This is a genomic window from Kitasatospora sp. NPDC032757 (assembly GCF_055579305.1).
Map to the genome: position 1 here is coordinate 15,640 of NZ_JBVINN010000016.1, position 16,704 is coordinate 32,343.

16 protein-coding genes and 2 tRNA genes are annotated in these 16,704 nt (G+C 72.5%); 7 read left to right on the forward strand and 11 right to left on the reverse strand.

Annotated features, from left to right (window positions below; genetic code table 11):
* Positions 1-52: 52 nt before the first annotated feature.
* Together ACZ5WK_RS19280 and ACZ5WK_RS19285 are read left to right on the forward strand one after the other, a co-directional pair.
* Entirely contained in the window at positions 53-1,594 is a 1,542-nt protein-coding gene (locus ACZ5WK_RS19280) for a N,N-dimethylformamidase beta subunit family domain-containing protein (RefSeq protein WP_465548602.1), read from the forward strand.
* 163 nt (positions 1,595-1,757) lie between these two features.
* Positions 1,758-2,657 (forward strand): phosphoribosylaminoimidazolesuccinocarboxamide synthase, encoded by a 900-nt coding sequence (locus ACZ5WK_RS19285; RefSeq protein WP_396324296.1) that lies wholly within the window; start codon positions 1,758-1,760, stop codon positions 2,655-2,657.
* Between the two features lie 82 nt (positions 2,658-2,739).
* Here ACZ5WK_RS19285 and ACZ5WK_RS19290 read toward each other — a convergent pair whose 3' ends face one another.
* From ACZ5WK_RS19290 to ACZ5WK_RS19320, 7 genes are all read right to left on the reverse strand, one after another.
* Positions 2,740-3,360 (reverse strand): response regulator, encoded by a 621-nt coding sequence (locus ACZ5WK_RS19290; protein ID WP_396324295.1) that lies wholly within the window; start codon positions 3,358-3,360, stop codon positions 2,740-2,742.
* 73 nt (positions 3,361-3,433) lie between these two features.
* Positions 3,434-4,657, reverse strand: coding sequence for a sensor histidine kinase (locus ACZ5WK_RS19295; protein ID WP_465548603.1), 1,224 nt, complete (start codon positions 4,655-4,657; stop codon positions 3,434-3,436).
* A 55-nt stretch (positions 4,658-4,712) separates the two neighbouring features.
* Positions 4,713-5,552, reverse strand: a complete 840-nt coding sequence (locus tag ACZ5WK_RS19300; protein WP_465548604.1) for an ABC transporter permease — start codon at positions 5,550-5,552, stop codon at positions 4,713-4,715.
* The gene (locus tag ACZ5WK_RS19305) at positions 5,549-6,553 is read right to left on the reverse strand and encodes an ABC transporter ATP-binding protein (RefSeq protein WP_465548605.1); all 1,005 of its coding nucleotides are present in this window, start codon (positions 6,551-6,553) and stop codon (positions 5,549-5,551) included. Before ACZ5WK_RS19305 ends, ACZ5WK_RS19300 begins: the two co-directional genes overlap by 4 nt.
* 172 nt (positions 6,554-6,725) lie before the next feature.
* Positions 6,726-6,801: transfer RNA gene (locus ACZ5WK_RS19310), tRNA-Gly, on the reverse strand.
* Between the two features lie 39 nt (positions 6,802-6,840).
* A tRNA-Gly gene (locus ACZ5WK_RS19315) sits at positions 6,841-6,913 on the reverse strand.
* 130 nt (positions 6,914-7,043) lie between these two features.
* Entirely contained in the window at positions 7,044-7,361 is a 318-nt protein-coding gene (locus ACZ5WK_RS19320) for a histone-like nucleoid-structuring protein Lsr2 (protein ID WP_238860361.1), read from the reverse strand.
* A 467-nt stretch (positions 7,362-7,828) separates the two neighbouring features.
* Between ACZ5WK_RS19320 and purS the strand changes: the two genes are divergently transcribed.
* The 4 genes from purS (at position 7,829) to ACZ5WK_RS19340 (ending at position 11,916) form a co-directional block, all read left to right on the forward strand.
* Positions 7,829-8,083 carry a phosphoribosylformylglycinamidine synthase subunit PurS gene (purS, locus tag ACZ5WK_RS19325; RefSeq protein WP_396324291.1) on the forward strand — a complete coding sequence of 85 codons (255 nt, stop codon included), beginning with the start codon at positions 7,829-7,831 and terminating at the stop codon, positions 8,081-8,083.
* Positions 8,080-8,757 carry a phosphoribosylformylglycinamidine synthase subunit PurQ gene (purQ, locus tag ACZ5WK_RS19330; RefSeq protein WP_396324290.1) on the forward strand — a complete coding sequence of 226 codons (678 nt, stop codon included), beginning with the start codon at positions 8,080-8,082 and terminating at the stop codon, positions 8,755-8,757. The genes purS and purQ overlap by 4 nt, the downstream gene beginning before the upstream one ends.
* Positions 8,757-11,012 carry a phosphoribosylformylglycinamidine synthase subunit PurL gene (gene purL / locus ACZ5WK_RS19335; protein WP_396324289.1) on the forward strand — a complete coding sequence of 752 codons (2,256 nt, stop codon included), beginning with the start codon at positions 8,757-8,759 and terminating at the stop codon, positions 11,010-11,012. The genes purQ and purL overlap by 1 nt, the downstream gene beginning before the upstream one ends.
* A 76-nt stretch (positions 11,013-11,088) precedes the next feature.
* Positions 11,089-11,916 (forward strand): maleylpyruvate isomerase family mycothiol-dependent enzyme, encoded by an 828-nt coding sequence (locus ACZ5WK_RS19340; protein WP_465548606.1) that lies wholly within the window; start codon positions 11,089-11,091, stop codon positions 11,914-11,916.
* A gap of 32 nt (positions 11,917-11,948) precedes the next feature.
* On the opposite strand, the gene ACZ5WK_RS19345 is transcribed toward ACZ5WK_RS19340, so the two are convergent.
* From ACZ5WK_RS19345 to fbaA, 4 genes are all read right to left on the reverse strand, one after another.
* Entirely contained in the window at positions 11,949-12,671 is a 723-nt protein-coding gene (locus ACZ5WK_RS19345) for a hypothetical protein (RefSeq protein ID WP_465548607.1), read from the reverse strand.
* Between the two features lie 70 nt (positions 12,672-12,741).
* Positions 12,742-13,551: a DUF3152 domain-containing protein gene (locus ACZ5WK_RS19350; RefSeq protein ID WP_465548608.1), complete on the reverse strand. Its 810-nt coding sequence runs from the start codon at positions 13,549-13,551 to the stop codon at positions 12,742-12,744.
* Positions 13,552-13,913: 362 nt separating this feature from the next.
* The gene (locus tag ACZ5WK_RS19355; protein WP_396324285.1) at positions 13,914-14,345 is read right to left on the reverse strand and encodes a DUF3151 domain-containing protein; all 432 of its coding nucleotides are present in this window, start codon (positions 14,343-14,345) and stop codon (positions 13,914-13,916) included.
* Positions 14,346-14,467: 122 nt separating this feature from the next.
* Positions 14,468-15,490, reverse strand: a complete 1,023-nt coding sequence (gene fbaA / locus ACZ5WK_RS19360; protein WP_396324284.1) for a class II fructose-bisphosphate aldolase — start codon at positions 15,488-15,490, stop codon at positions 14,468-14,470.
* Between the two features lie 361 nt (positions 15,491-15,851).
* Between fbaA and ACZ5WK_RS19365 the strand changes: the two genes are divergently transcribed.
* The gene (locus ACZ5WK_RS19365) at positions 15,852-16,574 is read left to right on the forward strand and encodes a DedA family protein (RefSeq protein ID WP_465548609.1); all 723 of its coding nucleotides are present in this window, start codon (positions 15,852-15,854) and stop codon (positions 16,572-16,574) included.
* The last annotated feature ends 130 nt before the right edge of the window (positions 16,575-16,704 follow it).

A 16,704-nucleotide genomic window follows, 5' to 3' on the forward strand; every position in this document is an offset into this window, starting at 1 on the left:
ACACCCGGGAGGCACATGCCAACCGGCGAGGGTGCACCTGTGGGAGGGGCGCGTGGGGACGGAACTCAACCGCCGCTGGGAGTCCGGAACGCACGCGTACAGCGTCTCCGACCCCTTCGGCCAGGGCCCGCTGCCCTGGCTGCGCAGCCCCGACCAGTACCTGGCGGGCGCCGAGGGCGCCGTCCCCTGGTACGTCTCGGTGGACGCGCCGGGCCAGCGGCCCCTGGCCGGGTGCACCAGGCCCAAGCCACCGGTCGGCACCCCGCAGGGCGCCAACGACGTGGTGCAGCAGATCAAGGGCTTCGCCTCGGCCGGCATCGTCCGCCCCGGCGGCTCGGTGGACTTCCGGGTCACCGTCAACCCGCCCCGCGAGTTCACCGTCGACGTCTACCGGATCGGCCACTACGGCGGCGACGGCGCCCACCACATGACGTCCAGTCCGCTGATCGCCGGGCTGGCCCAGCCCGCCCCGCTGGTCGTCGGCCGGACCGTCTCCTGCCACCACTGGTGGCACTCCTGGCGGCTGCAGATCCCCGCCCACTGGCCGCCCGGTGCCTACGTCGCCGTGCTGACCACCGGTGACATGCTGCACCGCAGCCACATCCCGTTCACCGTCCGGGACTTCGAGGACCAGGCGCACGCCGCCGAGCTGCTGCTGGTGCTCCCCGACGTGACCTGGCAGGCGTACAACCTCTTCCCCGAGGACGGTCGCAGCGGCGCCAGCCTCTACCACGCCTGGGACGACCAGGGCCGGCTGGTCGGCGAGCCGGAGGCGGCCGTCACCGTCTCCTTCGACCGTCCGCACGCCACCGCCGGACTGCCGCTGCACGTCGGCCACGCCTACGACTTCATCCGCTGGGCCGAGCGGTACGGCTACGACCTCTCCTACGCCACCGCCACCGACCTGCACGCAGGCCTGGTGGACCCGTCCCGGCACAAGGCGCTGGTCTTCCCCGGCCACGACGAGTACTGGTCCGAGCCGATGCGCCGGGCCGCCGAGCGGGCCCGCGACGGCGGCACCTCGCTGGTCTTCCTCTCGGCCAACACCATGTACTGGCGGGTCGAGCTGAGCCCCGCGCCCTCGGGCGAGCCCAACCGGCTCCTCAACTGCCGCAAACGGCAGAAGGTCCGGCCGGGGAGCCAGGCCGCCGGGGTCTCCGGCTCCGCCAGCGCGCTCTGGCGGGACGCCGGCGAGCCCGAGCAGCACCTGCTCGGCCTCCAGTACTCGGGCCGGGTCGCCGCCCCCGTCCCGTTGGTGGCCCGGCACACCGCGCACTGGCTCTGGGACGGCACCGGCGTCCAGGAGGGCGACGAACTGCCCGGGCTGGTGGCCGGCGAGGCCGACCGCTACTACCCCAAGGTGGCCCTGCCCGAGCACACCGAGCGGGTACTGCTCGCGCACTCCCCGTACCGGGACCTCGCCGGCCGCACCCGGTACCAGGAGACGTCGCTCTACCGGGCGCCCAGCGGCGCGTACGTCTTCGCCGCTGGCACCTTCGCCTGGTCGCCCGCGCTGGACCGGCCCGGCCTCACCGACGAGCGGATCCAGCGGGCCACCGCCAACCTGCTGGACCGCCTCTGCAAGAACGGCTGAGCCGCAGGCCTGTCCCGGTGGCTCGGCCGGGCCGGCGCCGGGCCGGGCCACCGCACGGGCCCGGGCCGTCGGGGCCGGTGCGGGCGTCATGACAGACTCAGGGGCAGTGACCTCCCCTTTCGCGCCCCACGCCCGCGAACGACCCCTGAGGACTGAGACGACCTTGAGCGGATTTGTCACCAAGCCCGAGCCGGTCCAGGTGCCCGGCCTGGTCCACCTGCACACCGGCAAGGTGCGCGACCTCTACCGCGCCGAGTCGGGTGACCTCGTGATGGTCGCCAGCGACCGCATGTCGGCCCACGACTGGGTCCTGCCCAACGAGATCCCCGACAAGGGCCGCATCCTCACCCAGCTCTCGCTGTGGTGGTTCGAGCGGATCGCCGACATCGTGCCCAACCACGTGATCTCCACCGAGGTCCCGGCCGGCGCCCCCGCCGACTGGAAGGGCCGCACGCTGGTCTGCCGCAGCCTGGAGATGATCCCGGTCGAGTGCGTGGCCCGCGGCTACCTGGCCGGCTCCGGCCTGGCCGAGTACAACGCCGACCGGACGGTCTGCGGCATCGCCCTGCCCGAGGGCCTGGAGAACAGCTCCGAGCTGCCCGCCCCGATCTACACCCCGGCGCTCAAGGCCGAGGTCGGCGAGCACGACGAGAACGTCTCCTACGAGGAGACCGCCCGCCGGATCGGCGCCGAGCTCGCCAACCAGCTGCGCCGCACCACCCTGGACGTCTACGCCCGGGCCCGGGACATCGCCCGCGACCGCGGCATCATCCTGGCCGACACCAAGTTCGAGTTCGGCCTGCTCGACGGCGAGCTGGTGATCGGTGACGAGGTGCTCACCCCGGACTCCTCCCGCTTCTGGCCCGCCGACCAGTGGCAGCCCGGCCGCTCGCAGCCGTCCTTCGACAAGCAGCTCATCCGCGACTGGCTGGTCTCCCCGGCCTCCGGCTGGGACCGCCACAGCGAGCTGCCGCCGCCGGAGCTGCCCGCCGAGATCGTCGAGCAGACCCGCGCCAAGTACGCCGAGGTCTACGAGCTGCTGACCGGCACCTCCTGGGCGTGAGCCCCTCGGGCGCGTCCGGCGCCCCCGTGCCACGCGGGAAGCGCCGGACGCGTCCCACACCGCCCGCGGGCGCGGCCGGGTCTCAGATCCAGCCGTGCTCGCGGGCGATCCGCACCGCCGCATGGCGGTTCTCGGCGCCCAGCTTGCCGGCCGCCGAGGAGAGGTAGTTGCGGACCGTCCCCTGGGAGAGCGCCGCGCGCTCGGCGATCTCGGCGATCGAGGTGCCGTCGGCGGCCAGCTCCAGCACGTCCGTCTCGCGCGGGGTCAGCGGCGTCTCGCCCGCGCTGATCGCGTCCGCCGCGAGCTCCGGGTCGACGTACCGGGCGCCCGCCAGCACCGTGCGGATGATCCCGGCCAGATCCGCCGCCGAGACCGTCTTCGGCAGGAAGCCGCGCACCCCGACCTCCAGCGCCCGCTTCAGATAGCCCGGGCGGCCGTGGCCGGTGACGATCATCGTGCGGCAGTCCGGAAGCACCCGCCGCAGCTCGGTGGCCACCTCGATGCCGTCCAGACCGGGCATCTGGAGGTCGAGCACCGCGACATCGGGGCGGTGCGCCTTCGCCATCGCCAGCGCCTCCGGGCCGGAGGCGGCCTGGGCGACCACGGTGATGTCCTCCTCCAGGGAGAGCAGCGCGGCCAGCGCCCCACGGATCAGATGCTCGTCGTCGGCGAGCAGGACGCGCACGGGGGCGGTGTCGGTCATCGGGCGGGCCTTCCTGCGGTGGCGGGCGTGCGGTGGATCGGAACGGCCGGGCGGACCGGAGCGGGACGGCGGCTCAGAGCGGGACGGTGACGAGCATCCGGAACCGGCCCGGTCCGGCCTCCGGGACGGTCAGCTCGCCGTCGTGCGCGGCCAGCCGTTCCCGCAGCCCGCGCAGCCCGGTACCGCTGCCCTGGGAGGGGATCGGCACCGCCGGCACCCCGTCATTCTCCAGCTCCAGCACCGCCCGGCCGTCCTCCCGGCGCAGCCTGATCGCGCAGTGGCCCGCCTCGCTGTGCCGCAGCACGTTGGTGGTCGCCTCGCGGATCACCCAGCCGAACACCGACTGCACCGGCTGCGGCAGCTGGTCGGCGTCCTCGCCGAGGTCGATCTCGCAGCGCACGTCGGCGGCGCGGAGCACCGCGCGGGCGCCGATCGCCTCGGCGTGCAGGTCCGCCGTGCGGTAGCCGCGGATCACGTCCCGGACCTCCCGCTGCGACTCCTGGGCGATCCGCTGCACCTCGGTCATCTGGTCGGCGGCCTCCGGGCGGCCGCGCCGGGCCAGCTGGACGGCGAGCTCGCTCTTCAGCGCGATCGTGGTGAGGTTGCGGCCCATCACGTCGTGCAGGTCCCGGGAGAACCGCAGCCGCTCCTCCGCGACGGCCAGCCGGGACTGTGCCTCGCGGGCGGCGTCCAGCTCCCAGACGACGCCCTGGAGCCAGGCGCACCCGCGGCAGCTGAGGCCGATGAAGGCCATCGCGACGAGGTCGCCGACCAGCATGCCGGCGGCCGCCGCGGCGCCGAGCCCGGCCAGCAGTGTGGCCGGGACGACCAGCAGCCGGGCGCCGATCCCGGTGAGGCACGCCTGCCGCATGGACAGGCCCACGCTCGCCGGGCCGAAGGCCGAGGCCGCCAGCGCGGAGACGACCACCGCGGTGAACGGCGGACCGGTGTTCTCCGGTCCGCCGGTGGGGCCCAGCAGCAGGACGGCCCAGGAGCCGGCGATCGCCACCCCGCCGGTCAGCAGGAGCCAGCGCAGGTGGTCGGACGGCCGTTCCAGGTAGTGGTCGAGCGAGGTGCGGAACGCCCGGAAGGCCAGCAGCGTGGTGGCCAGGCCGACGACCATGCTGACCCGGACGGCGTCGCGGGGCTGTTCCTGCTGGGCGGCGGATCCCACGGCCAGCAGGATCACCATCATCAGGATCAGTGGCATCAGGTAGAGCGACCAGCGGAGGTAGAGCTCGGAACGCTGCGGCTTGCCGTAGGCCTTCCACCTACGCACCAGCCTCGGTACGCCCATCTGCCCGCCCCCGTTCGATCATGATCATTGCTTCGCTCTTCCTATCAGAGAAGGCTCAGCGGCGCGGCTCCCAGCGGAAGTAGCGGACGGCACCCCAGACCGCGAGGCCCAGCCAGACGGTGCCGGTGACCAGGTGCGGGGCGGCGGTGGCCCAGGTGCCGGCGAAGCCGGTCGCGGCCTCGGAGCCGTCGGTGCCGAACCAGCCGACGCGGATCAGCTGGAAGGCCGGCGTGGTGGGCAGCAGCCGGCAGAAGTCGGCGACGCCGTCCGGCATGACCTCCAGCGGGAAGAACAGGCCGGAGCCGAACTGGGTGAGCAGCAGGACCGGCATGGTGGTGATGCCCGCGCTCTCGACGGTCCGGGTGAAGGCGCTGGAGATCGCGGCCAGCGCCATCAGGGTGCCGACGACCAGCACCAGCCCGACGGCCAGCAGCAGGGGGTTGACCGGCACGGTGAGGTGCAGGGCGCAGGCGCCGACCACCCCGATGACGGCGCACATCAGCAGGGCGAGGCCGACCGAGGGCACCGCGGTGCCGGCCAGGATCTCGGCGTCCCGGGCCTCGCCGGTGCGCAGCCGCTTGAGCACCAGCTCGCCGCGGCGGGCCACGTACGCGGCGGTCAGGTTGTAGTAGACGACGAAGACCAGCACCATCCCGACCGCGCCGTTGACCAGCAGCGAGTCGACGTCGAGACCGGGGTTGTCCTCGGCCTGCTGGTCGAGCACGCTCTTCAGCCCGCCGATCAGCAGCAGCGGCAGCAGCAGGGCGGTGAACAGCGCGGTCCGGTTGCGCACCAGCAGGGTGGCCTCGGCCCGGCCGAGGGCGAGCAGGCGGCGGCCGGCGGTGCTCTGCGGGCCGGCGGCGGACAGGGCGGCGGTGGGGGCGGCGGTGGTCATCGGGCGAGTCCGATCAGGCGGCGGCGGGCGGTGGGGGCGGCGGGTGCGTCGGCCGGGGGCCGGTGGGCGGCCTCGGAGGCGATGGCGAGGAAGGCCTCCTCCAGCGAGGCGCTGCGGGCGTCGAGGGCGCCGAGCGCGATGCCGTGGTGGTCGGCCCAGCCGAGCAGCTCGGTGAGGGTGGCCTGGAGCCGGGGGGTGTGCACGGTGATCCGGCGGCCGACGGCGAGGACCTCGGCCCCGGGCAGCGGGGGGAGGGAGGCGCCGGAGAACTCGGGGAGTTCGAAGGTGATCCGGGACGGGCGGCCGGCGATCACCTCGGCCACGGTGCCGGTGGTGACGACCCGGCCGCCGTGCATGATGGCCAGCCGGTCGGCCAGCTCCTCGGCCTCCTCCAGGTAGTGCGTGGTGAGCAGCACGGTGGTGCCCTGGGCGCGCAGCTCGCGGACCAGGCGCCAGACGGCTGCGCGGGCCTCCGGGTCGAGGCCGGTGCTGGGCTCGTCCAGGAAGAGCACCTCGGGGCGGCCGAGCAGGGCCATCGCCAGGTCGAGCCGGCGGCGCTCGCCGCCGGAGAGCTGCTTGACCCGGACGTTGCGGCGGGCGGTCAGGCCGACGAGCTCCAGCGCCTCGTCCACCGGGCGGGTGCGGCTGGTCATTCCGGCCCAGCTGCGGCCGGTCTCGGCGACGGTGAGGTCGCCGGGGAACCCGCCCTCCTGGAGCATGATGCCGATCCGGGGGCGGACGGCGGCCCGCTCGCGGTGCGGGTCGTGGCCGAGCACCCGGACCTCACCGCCGGTCGGGGCGGCGAGGCCTTCGATCAGCTCCATGGTGGAGGTCTTGCCGGCCCCGTTGGTGCCGAGCAGTGCGAACAGTTCGCCCTTGCCGACGGTGAGGTCGACGCCGCGCACGGCGTGGTAGCCGTCGGTGCCGGAGCCGTAGTGGCGGTGGAGGCCGGTGACCTCGATCACGGGCTCGCTCGGGGCGGGGGGCTGGCTCGTTTCCATGCCTCAAGCCTTCCGCCGCCCGGGCGCCGCGGGCAGTGCGCGCCGTCATGAGAACGCGGTGCGGTTACCCGGGCCGGCGATGACAAATGTCATCGGCCCGGGCCCGGGGGCGGGCCGGGGAATACGGCAAGGAACGCCGAAGGGCCCCCTCGATCGAGGGGGCCCTTCGTACTGGAGCGGACGACGAGATTCGAACTCGCGACCCTCACCTTGGCAAGGTGATGCTCTACCAACTGAGCCACGTCCGCAGGTCTGACTATTGAGTTGTGCTGTGCTCGCGCACTGCGAGCGGACGACGAGATTCGAACTCGCGACCCTCACCTTGGCAAGGTGATGCTCTACCAACTGAGCCACGTCCGCATGGTGCCTGGTGGGGCACCCGCCGCCTCTCGGGATCTCTCCGTTGCGGCGACGAGGAATACTCTACAGCATCGTTCGGGGTGGTCGCCCCACCCTTTCGGGCAGGTGGGACGACCGGGCCCCGGCGGGGTCAGTTCGCCTCGGCGAACGCCTCGTACACGTGCTTGGGGATGCGGCCCCGGGCGGGCAGCTCCATGCCGCGCGACTGGGCCCAGGCGCGTACGGCGGCCGGGTCCGGGGTGAGTGCGGTACGGCGGAAGGACTTTCCGGTGCGGCTCTGGCGGCGGCCGGCCGCGACGAACGGAGCGAGGGCCTCCCGCAGCTTTTCCGCGTTGTCCAGGGACAGGTCGATCTCGTAGGACTTCCCGTCGACGCCGAAGTGGACGGTTTCCGCGGCGGCACCGCCATCCAGGTCGTCGGAGAGCGTGACGACTACACGCTGAGCCATGGGTGTCAATCCTCTCGGGCAATTCGGCCGAAGGGCGCGGGGTGCGCTCCCGTGGCCTGATGTGCACCACACGCGCAAGCGCATACGGGCAGGCCTGATGGCGTGCCGGATACGCAGCACTTGCCGCGGCAGGTGGCCCTATTCTGCACCCGAAGCGGGTCGAAATCGAAGAGTCCGGCTTTCTTTTCCGGATATTCACGTGTCTTCGCCGGAGTACCGGATACCGGCGCACTCGGCTGGCCGATCTGTCCCGGAGTGCCGGTATTCGGGTGCTCTTCGGCGGTTCTCGTTCGGGGAGCCGAATCCGCAGAAATGGGGTGCCCGCCGGGGTGGGGCGCGGGCCCGGAACCCTTGCGGCGTAAGGGTCTCGGGTCTACGCGCGTCGCCCGCCCCGGCCAGCAATCGCGCCCGAAACCCCCGGTAGTCTGGAGTTCCCCCGCCTCACGAAGACACCACCGGGAGTGCCAGTGGCACGCGTCGTAGTCGACGTCATGCTCAAGCCGGAGATCCTCGACCCCCAGGGACAGGCGGTGCAGCGCGCACTGCCCCGTCTCGGATTCACCGGGATCGCCGACGTCCGCCAGGGCAAGCGCTTCGAGCTGGAGCTGGAGGGCCCGGTCGACGACGCCGCGCTCGCCCGTATCCGCGAAGCCGCCGAGACCTTTCTCGCCAACACCGTGATCGAGGACTTCACCGTCCGCATCGAGGAGGAGGCGAAGTGACCACCCGCGTCGGCGTCGTCACTTTCCCCGGATCCCTCGACGACCGCGACGCCCAGCGCGCGGTCCGCCTGGCCGGCGCCGAGCCGGTCGCCCTCTGGCACCGTGACAAGGATCTCCACCAGGTCGACGCCGTCGTCCTGCCGGGCGGATTCAGTTACGGCGACTATCTGCGCTGCGGCGCGATCTCCCGCTTCTCCCCGGTGATGGCCACCATCATCGAGCAGGCGAAGCTGGGAATGCCGGTTCTCGGTATCTGCAACGGCTTCCAGGTGCTCTGCGAATCGCACCTGCTGCCCGGCGCGCTCACCCGCAACGACTCGCTGCACTTCATCTGCCGCGACCAGAAGCTGCGCATCGAGAACAACGGCACCGCCTGGACCCGGGATTACTCGGTCGGACAGGAAATCGTCGTCCCGCTGAAGAACGGCGAGGGCCGCTTCGTCGCGGACGCGCACGTCCTGGACGAACTGGAGGCGGAGGGCCGGGTGGTCGCCCGTTACCTGGACGTCAACCCGAACGGTTCGTACCGCGACATCGCCGGCATCACCAACGCCGCCGGCAATGTCGTCGGCCTGATGCCGCACCCTGAGCACGCCGTGGAGCCGCTCACCGGTCCGACCGTCGAGGGCCTGGGCTTCTTCACTTCCGTACTGAAGCAGCTGGTGAACGCCTGATGAGCCTCGACACCGTCAAGAACGCCGAGCAGACCCCGGACGCCGCCCAGCCCTGGGCCGAGCTCGGCCTCAAGCAGGACGAGTACGCGCGCATCCGCGAGATCCTCGACCGTCGCCCGACCGGCGCCGAGCTCGCGATGTACTCCGTCATGTGGTCGGAGCACTGCTCGTACAAGAGCTCCAAGGTCCACCTGAAGCAGTTCAGCGAGAAGAAGCCGCAGAGCGACGCGATGCTCGTCGGCATCGGCGAGAACGCCGGTGTGGTCGACGTCGGCCAGGGCTACGCGGTCACCTTCAAGGTCGAGTCGCACAACCACCCGTCGTACATCGAGCCCTACCAGGGCGCGGCCACCGGCATCGGCGGCATCGTGCGCGACATCCTGGCGATGGGCGCCCGCCCGGTCGCCGTGATGGACCCGCTGCGCTTCGGTGCGGCCGACCACCCGGACACCCGGCGCGTGCTGCCCGGGATCGTCGCGGGCATCGGCGGCTACGGCAACTGCCTGGGCCTGCCGAACATCGGCGGCGAGGTCGTCTTCGACTCCTGCTACCAGGGCAACCCGCTGGTCAACGCGCTCTGCGTGGGCGTGATGAAGCACGAGGACATCCACCTCGCGCAGGCCTCCGGCGCCGGCAACAAGGTCATCCTGTACGGGGCCCGCACCGGCGGCGACGGCATCGGCGGTGTCTCGGTGCTCGCCTCCGAGACCTTCGACGCCACCGGCCCGGCCAAGCGCCCGGCCGTCCAGGTCGGCGACCCGTTCCAGGAGAAGCTCCTCATCGAGTGCACCCTGGAGATCTTCTCCGAGAAGCTCGTCAAGGGCATCCAGGACCTCGGCGGCGCCGGCCTCTCCTGCGCCACCTCCGAGCTGGCCTCGGCCGGCTCCGGCGGTATGCGGATCGAGCTGGACACCGTCCCGCTGCGCGACAACACGCTCTCGCCCGAGGAAATCCTCATGAGCGAGTCGCAGGAGCGCATGTGCGCCATCGTCGAGCCCGGCAAGGTCGACCGCTTCCTGGAGATCTGCGAGAAGTGGGACGTCATCGCCACCGTCATCGGTGAGGTGACCGACGGCGAGCGGCTGGAGATCTTCTGGCACGGCGAGCTGGTCGTGGACGTGCCGCCGCGCACCGTCGCCCACGAGGGCCCGACCTACCAGCGCCCGTACGCCCGCCCGAGCTGGCAGGACGCGCTGCAGGCCGACGCCCCGAGCGCCGAGCGGCTCGCCCGGCCGACCACCGGTGAGGGCCTGAAGGCCGACCTGCTCAAGGTCGCCGGCAGCCCCAACCAGGCCTCCAAGTCCTGGATCACCGACCAGTACGACCGCTACGTGCTCGGCAACACCGTGCTCTCGGTGCCCGAGGACTCCGGCATGATCCGGATCGACGACGAGACCAACCTCGGCGTCTCGGTCGCCACCGACGGCAACGGCCGCTACACCAAGCTGGACCCGTACACCGGTGCCCAGCTGGCCCTCGCCGAGGCGTACCGCAACGTCGCGGCCGGCGGTGCCAAGCCGCTCGCCATCTCCGACTGCCTCAACTTCGGCTCCCCCGAGGACCCGGACGTCATGTGGCAGTTCGCCGAGGCGACCCGCGGCCTGGCCGACGCCTGCCTGGAGCTCGGTACCCCGGTCACCGGCGGCAACGTCTCGCTCTACAACCAGACCGGCGAGGTCGCCATCCACCCGACCCCCGTGGTCGCGGTGCTCGGCGTCATCGACGACGTCACCCGGCGCACCCCGATCGGCTTCGCCGAGGAGGGCCAGCTGCTCTACCTGCTCGGTGAGACCGAGGACGAGCTGGGCGGCTCGGCCTGGTCGCAGGTGGTCCACGACCACCTCGGCGGTCTGCCGCCCAAGGTCGATCTGGGCCGCGAGAAGCTGCTCGGCGAGATCCTGATCGCCGCCTCGCGCGACGGCATGATCGACGCCGCGCACGACCTCTCCGACGGCGGCCTGGGCCAGGCCCTGGTGGAGAGCTGCCTCAAGGGCGGTCACGGCGCACGGATCATCGTGCCCGAGGGCCAGGACCCGTTCGTGTTCCTGTTCTCCGAGTCGGCCGGCCGCGCGGTTGTCGCGGTTCCGCGCAGCGAGGAGCTCCGGTTCAACGACATGTGCACCGCACGCGGCCTGCCGGCCACCCGGATCGGCGTGGTCGACGGCGATGTGCTGGACGTCCAGGGGCAGTTCACCGTGTCGCTGGCCGAGCTGAAGGACGCCCACACCGGCGTCATCGAGGCTCTGATCGCCTGATCGCCCGGCGAACGGCGAGTGCTCGGGGGCGGACGGTTCGGCTGAACCGTCCGCCCCTCGGCGTATGTTGGGGCCCATGCCTGCCAAGTCCCGTACGTACCAGCCCGCGAAGGTCCGCACCGCGCTCGCGGGGCAGACCGACGCGCTGAGCGACGCCGTGCAGCTGCTCTGCGCCCGTCCGGACGCCGAAGAGCTGCTCGACCGGCCGACCCGGCTGGGGGAATGGCGGGTGCGCGAGTTGATCGCGCACCTGGCCGTCCAGATCGACTGGGTACCGGCGCACATCGAGGACCCGCCGGAGGGCCGGCCGCCGCTGGACCTGCTGCAGTGGGCCGCACGGGTCGGCACGGTCGCCCCGCTGCTCGACGCACAGGCCCGGGAGAAGGCGGCCGGCGAGTTCGGGGGTGCCCCGGCCGCGGTGGCGGAGGCCTTCCGGGAGGCCGTGGCGCGACTGGCCCTCGTCCTGGCCAGGGTCGACTACTGGGACCCGGCACGGCGGTTCGAGATCCGGCTCGGCTCGATGCTGCTCACCGACATGTGGGTGACCCGGCTGGTGGAGACGGTCGTGCACGCCGACGACCTGGCCGACGCGCTCGGCCTCGCGGACTTCCCGCACGACAAGCAGGCGCTGGCCGCCGTCACCCGCCTGCTCGCGGACGCCCTGGCCGACCAGGCACCCGGCGGCGCGGTCGAGCTGCGGGTGCCGCCGTACGCCGTGGTGCAGGCCGTCGAGGGCCCCCGGCACACCCGGGGCACCCCGCCGAACGTGGTCGAGACCGACCCGCTGACCTGGATCCGGCTCGCCACCGGCCGGGCCGACTGGGCGGCGGCGGTGGACGACGCGGCCGTCTCGGCCAGTGGCGAGCGGAGCGACCTGCGGGGATACCTGCCACTGCTCGGCTAGGGCTCCGACAGGGCTGCCCGGCAGGCCGTCGCTCAGCCGTGCAGCTGGCCGGCGAGCGCCGACGCGGCCTTCTGGAGCGCCGCGCCGGTGAGCGCCTGGTCCCGGTCGGCGGTGTCGGTGTCCTGGGACAGGACCAGCACGATGTCTCCCTTGCCCGCCGCGGGAACGCGGGCCACCGCGGCCGTGCCCTCCCCGGGGGTGGCCTTGGCCTCGCCCTTCGCGGGCCGCTCGCGGGAGAACTGCTCCAGCTGGGCGACGCTCATCCGGCCCTCCCGCTGGATCACCGGCAGCGCGAGGTTGAGCGCGACCTCCTCCTGGGGCACGGCCAGCAGTTCGACGCCGACGGGGGTGCTGCCGGCCGTCCAGGTGCAGGAGACCGTCGCGTTGGGCGGGATCGCGGGCGCCGAGGGCAGGGACGGCGGGGGCGACACCGTGGTGGGCCACGGCTGTTCCGGCACCCCGTCGCCGACGTCGCCCTCGGCGGCGGGCCCGCCCTTGGCGCCGGGGGTGACGGCCCGCTCGACCCCGGCCGTCTTCAGGGCCGCCGCCAGGTCGAGGCCGAACGGGCAGGCGGACGTCTTGTCGAGCTGCTTCGCCGTCGTCCGGACCCTGTCGTAGGAGAGCGTGCGGCCACCGCCCGCGGCGTCGGAGCCGGCCCCGGAGGACGAGCAGGCGGCCGTGCCGAGGAGGATCCCGGTGGCGCCGATGGCGGCGAGGAGCCTGTGGTGCCGGGCGTCGGTGCGGTCAGCTGTCATGCGGTCAGCGTATGACGAGCCGTGTCGTGGGCGGTCGTTGAATCCGTCTCAGATCGGTCCCGGGTTGCTTTCAGGGCACCGCCGGGCCGCTCAGGTACGTCCCGTCCGCCGAGTACGGCCAGGCGTTGGGTTCGCAGCCCTTGAGGCCGTAGATCTGCTGCATCATCGCGGGCGCCGGCTTTCCCTTGGCCGGGCAGGTCTCGTGGCCGTGGCCGATCCGGTGCCCCACCTCGTGGTTGACGATCAGCGCCCGGTACTCGTCGATCGGGCCGCTGAACTGCGGGGAACCGGTGTTCCAGCGCTTGACGTTGACCAGCACCTGGTTGCCGACGTTGCAGTTCACCTCGCCGTGGGTGTCCAGCCCGGCCGCGCCGCAGATCCTGTCCACGGTGGCCGGCGAGGCGATCTTCACGGTGAAGTCGTACGCGCCGCTCGCCACCAGCTGGAAGCCGTTCTTGCGGTCGTTGGTCCAGCCCCGCTTGTCGGCCAGGATGCCCTGGACCTGTGCGGCGGCGGCCGCCGGGTCGATCCCGATGCCGTCCTCGACCTCCACCCGGTAGCGGCGGACGGGGCCCTTGCCCACCGCCGCGGCCGCGCCGGGGGCGACGGTGAAGGTGCCCGCGCCCTTGCTGGGGCCCGGGTCCGGGGCGCTCGGCTCGGGAGCGGCCGGTTCCGGGGCGGGTGGCGGGGTGGGCTGCTGCGAGGGGGTGGGCGTCGGCGTCGGCGTCGCGGCCGGCCCGGGTGCGGCCCGGGTGCCGCCGTCGGACGGGGCGACCCGGCCCTGGGCGGTCTGCCCGCCGCCGGGCAGCGTGGCGGGGCGGTTCAGCACGTAGAGCGTGCCGCCGAGTATCGCCACGGCCGCCACCAGCGCGGTGATCATCCCGGGCCCGGGTCCGCGGCGCCCTCTGCGCCGTCTGCGCCCGCCGCCCGTCTGGCCACGGCCGCCGCGGGCCCGGGGGGCGGCGGGGGAGTCTCCGGTCCGGGACGCCGCACCGCGGGAGCTGCGCGCGCGGGAGCCGCGCTGGTCGGGTCGGGCTGCGGGCACAGTGAGGCTTTCCTGTCGGACCGTGGGGTCGCAGAGCCTTCGAACTTGTGTGCGTCCCCCTCGCCCGGTAACCCTGGCATGGAGGCCCGGTGAATGTCCACATACCGGGTATACGGCCGATCCGGGACCGCCCCCGTCGCCTCGAAGGGCGGCGGGGGCGGCGGGTCCGGACGCGCGGTCCGGGCGATTCGAGGGGGTCAGCCCAGGGTGGCGGCGGCGGTCGGCGAGCTGTCCCGGAGGAACTGCGCGCAGCGCTCCGCCTCCTCCTTCTCCTCGATCGCGGCGGCGGCCCGGCCGAGCGCGTGCAGCGCCCGCAGGAAGCCGCGGTTCGGCTCGTGCTCCCACGGCACCGGGCCGTGGCCCTTCCAGCCCGCGCGGCGCAGCGAGTCCAGCCCGCGGTGGTACCCGGTACGGGCGTACGCGTAGGACTCGACGGTGCGGCCGGCGGCGAAGGCGTCGTCGGCGAGCTGGGCCCAGGCCAGCGAGGAGGTCGGGTACTTCGCCGCGACCTCGGCCGGGGAGGCGCCGCCGGCCAGCAGCTCCAGCGGAGCGGGCTCGGCGGGCAGGTGCGTCGGGGGCGGACCACCGAGGAGGTTCTGGCCCGCGAAGGAGTTCTCGTGTGCACTCATGCCCCCCAGTGAACCACTGGGGGGCACGAGTGCAGACCCTGCCTGCGGCGGTGGCCCGACTTCTGGCCGCCTTGCGTCAGGCCGCGCCCTGCTTCGGGCCCGGCGCTGCTTCAGGCGGTGCCCTACTTCAGGCGGTTGCCGGCCGAGCGGAGCTGCTGGGCGGCCTCCAGCACGCGGGCGGCCATGCCGGCCTCGGCCAGCTTGCCCCAGGTGCGCGGGTCGTAGGTGTTCTTCTTGCCGACCTCGCCGTCGACCTTCAGCACGCCGTCGTAGTTCGCGAACATGTGCCCCGCGACCGGGCGGGTGAAGGCGTACTGGGTGTCGGTGTCCAGGTTCATCTTCACGACGCCGTTCTCCAGCGCGGTGGCGATCTCCTCCGCGGTGGAGCCCGAGCCGCCGTGGAAGACGAAGTCGAACGGGTCGGTCTTGCCGTACTGCTTGCCGATCGCGTCCTGCAGCTCGCGCAGCAGCTCCGGCTTCAGGACTACGTTGCCCGGCTTGTAGACGCCGTGCACGTTGCCGAAGGAGGCGGCCAGCAGGTAGCGGCCCTTCTCGCCCAGGCCCAGGGCCTCGGCGGTGCGGACGGCGTCGTTGACGGTGGTGTACAGCTCGTCGTTGATCTCGTGCGTGACGCCGTCCTCCTCGCCGCCGGTCGGGGTGATCTCGACCTCAAGGATGATCTTGGCGGCGACGGCCTGGGCCAGCAGCTCCTCGGCGATCGCCAGGTTGTCGTTCAGGGTCTCGGCCGAGCCGTCCCACATGTGCGACTGGAACAGCGGGTTCAGGCCCTTGGCCACGCGCTCGGCGGAGATCGCCAGCAGCGGGCGGACGTAGCCGTCCAGCTTGTCCTTCGGGCAGTGGTCGGTGTGCAGCGCGACGGTGATGTCGTACTTGGCGGCGACGATGTGCGCGAACTCGGCGAGCGCGACGGCGCCGGTCACCATGTCCTTGTTGTGCTGGCCGCCCAGGAACTCCGCACCACCGGTCGAGATCTGGATGATGCCGTCGCTCTCGGCCTCGGCGAAGCCGCGCAGGGCGGCGTGCAGGGTCTGCGAGGAGGTGACGTTGATGGCCGGGTAGGCGAACTTGCCCGCCTTGGCCCGGTCCAGCATCTCGTTGTAGACCTCGGGAGTTGCGATGGGCATGCGATCCGCTCCTGTCGGGTTGCGGCGTACGGACGGTGCTGTCCGACGCTGTGTACGCCTTCGTTACGACTCCGGGGCGCCGGCAGCCGAGCGCGGCATTGCGGTGCGGCTCTCCGGTACCTGGGTTCGAGGCGGCCGCCGCGGTACGACAATGAGGGTGGTTTGCGACCGCGGTCCGGACGCCCGTGCCATCTTCCCAGACTTGCGCTCCGGGGTCAGCATGCAGCCCGCCAGTCGGACGGGGCCCTGCCTGCCGGGCGCCAGGGGACGAGACGCGCCGCGGGGGTGCTACGAAGGGATGAGGGTCCTTTCGGCCACCGGGGCGAAGCTTTGGTAAAGACGGGCCCGCTATCCTGCGGCCGTGGACTACAACCAGCTGGCCGTCAACCTGCTCGACGCCAAATCACTGATCTCGTCCCTCGGTGCCATCGGGCTGATCGCGATCATCTTCGCGGAGACCGGCCTCCTGGTCGGGTTCTTCTTCCCGGGGGACTCCCTGCTCATCATCGCGGGCGTCGCCGCCTCGAACGCCGCCTCGTCGGTGCTCGGCGAAGGGACGAAGCTGCCGATCGCGGCCCTGCTCATCGGGGCCCCGGTCGCGGCGATCGCCGGCGCCCAGCTCGGGCACCTGATCGGGGTGAAAGTCGGGCCGAAGATGTTCGACAAGCCCGAGTCGAAGATCTTCCGCCGCGAGTACGTGGTGAAGGCCGAGGAGTACTTCAACAAGTTCGGGCCCGGCAAGGCCGTGGTGCTGGCCCGATTCATGCCGATCGTCCGCACCTTCCTGAACCCGGTCGCGGGCACCCTGGAGATGCCCGCCCGGACGTTCTTCCTGTGGAACGTGATCGGCGGCGTGCTCTGGACCGAGTCGATGCTGCTCACCGGCTACTTCTTCGGTGACGCCCTCGCCCCGGTGATCGACAAGTACCTGATCCCGGCGGTGCTGCTGATCGTGCTGCTCTCGGTCTCGCCGATCCTGATCGAGGTGCTGCGCGAGCGCCGGAAGAAGAAGGCCGGCGGCGTCGGGGCCCTCGCCGAGGACGCCGAGACCGTCCAGGCCGGCGGGCGCCACCGCCGCGGCTGAGCCACGGCACGACGAGACGGCAGGGGCCGGGGTTCCTTTTACCGTGGGGGGGGAGCTGCCCCCCTTATTTTTCTTGTGCGTCAGGGTTTCTCGAGCTCCCGATGGTCTGATGCTCTCGCAGCCCCACTCC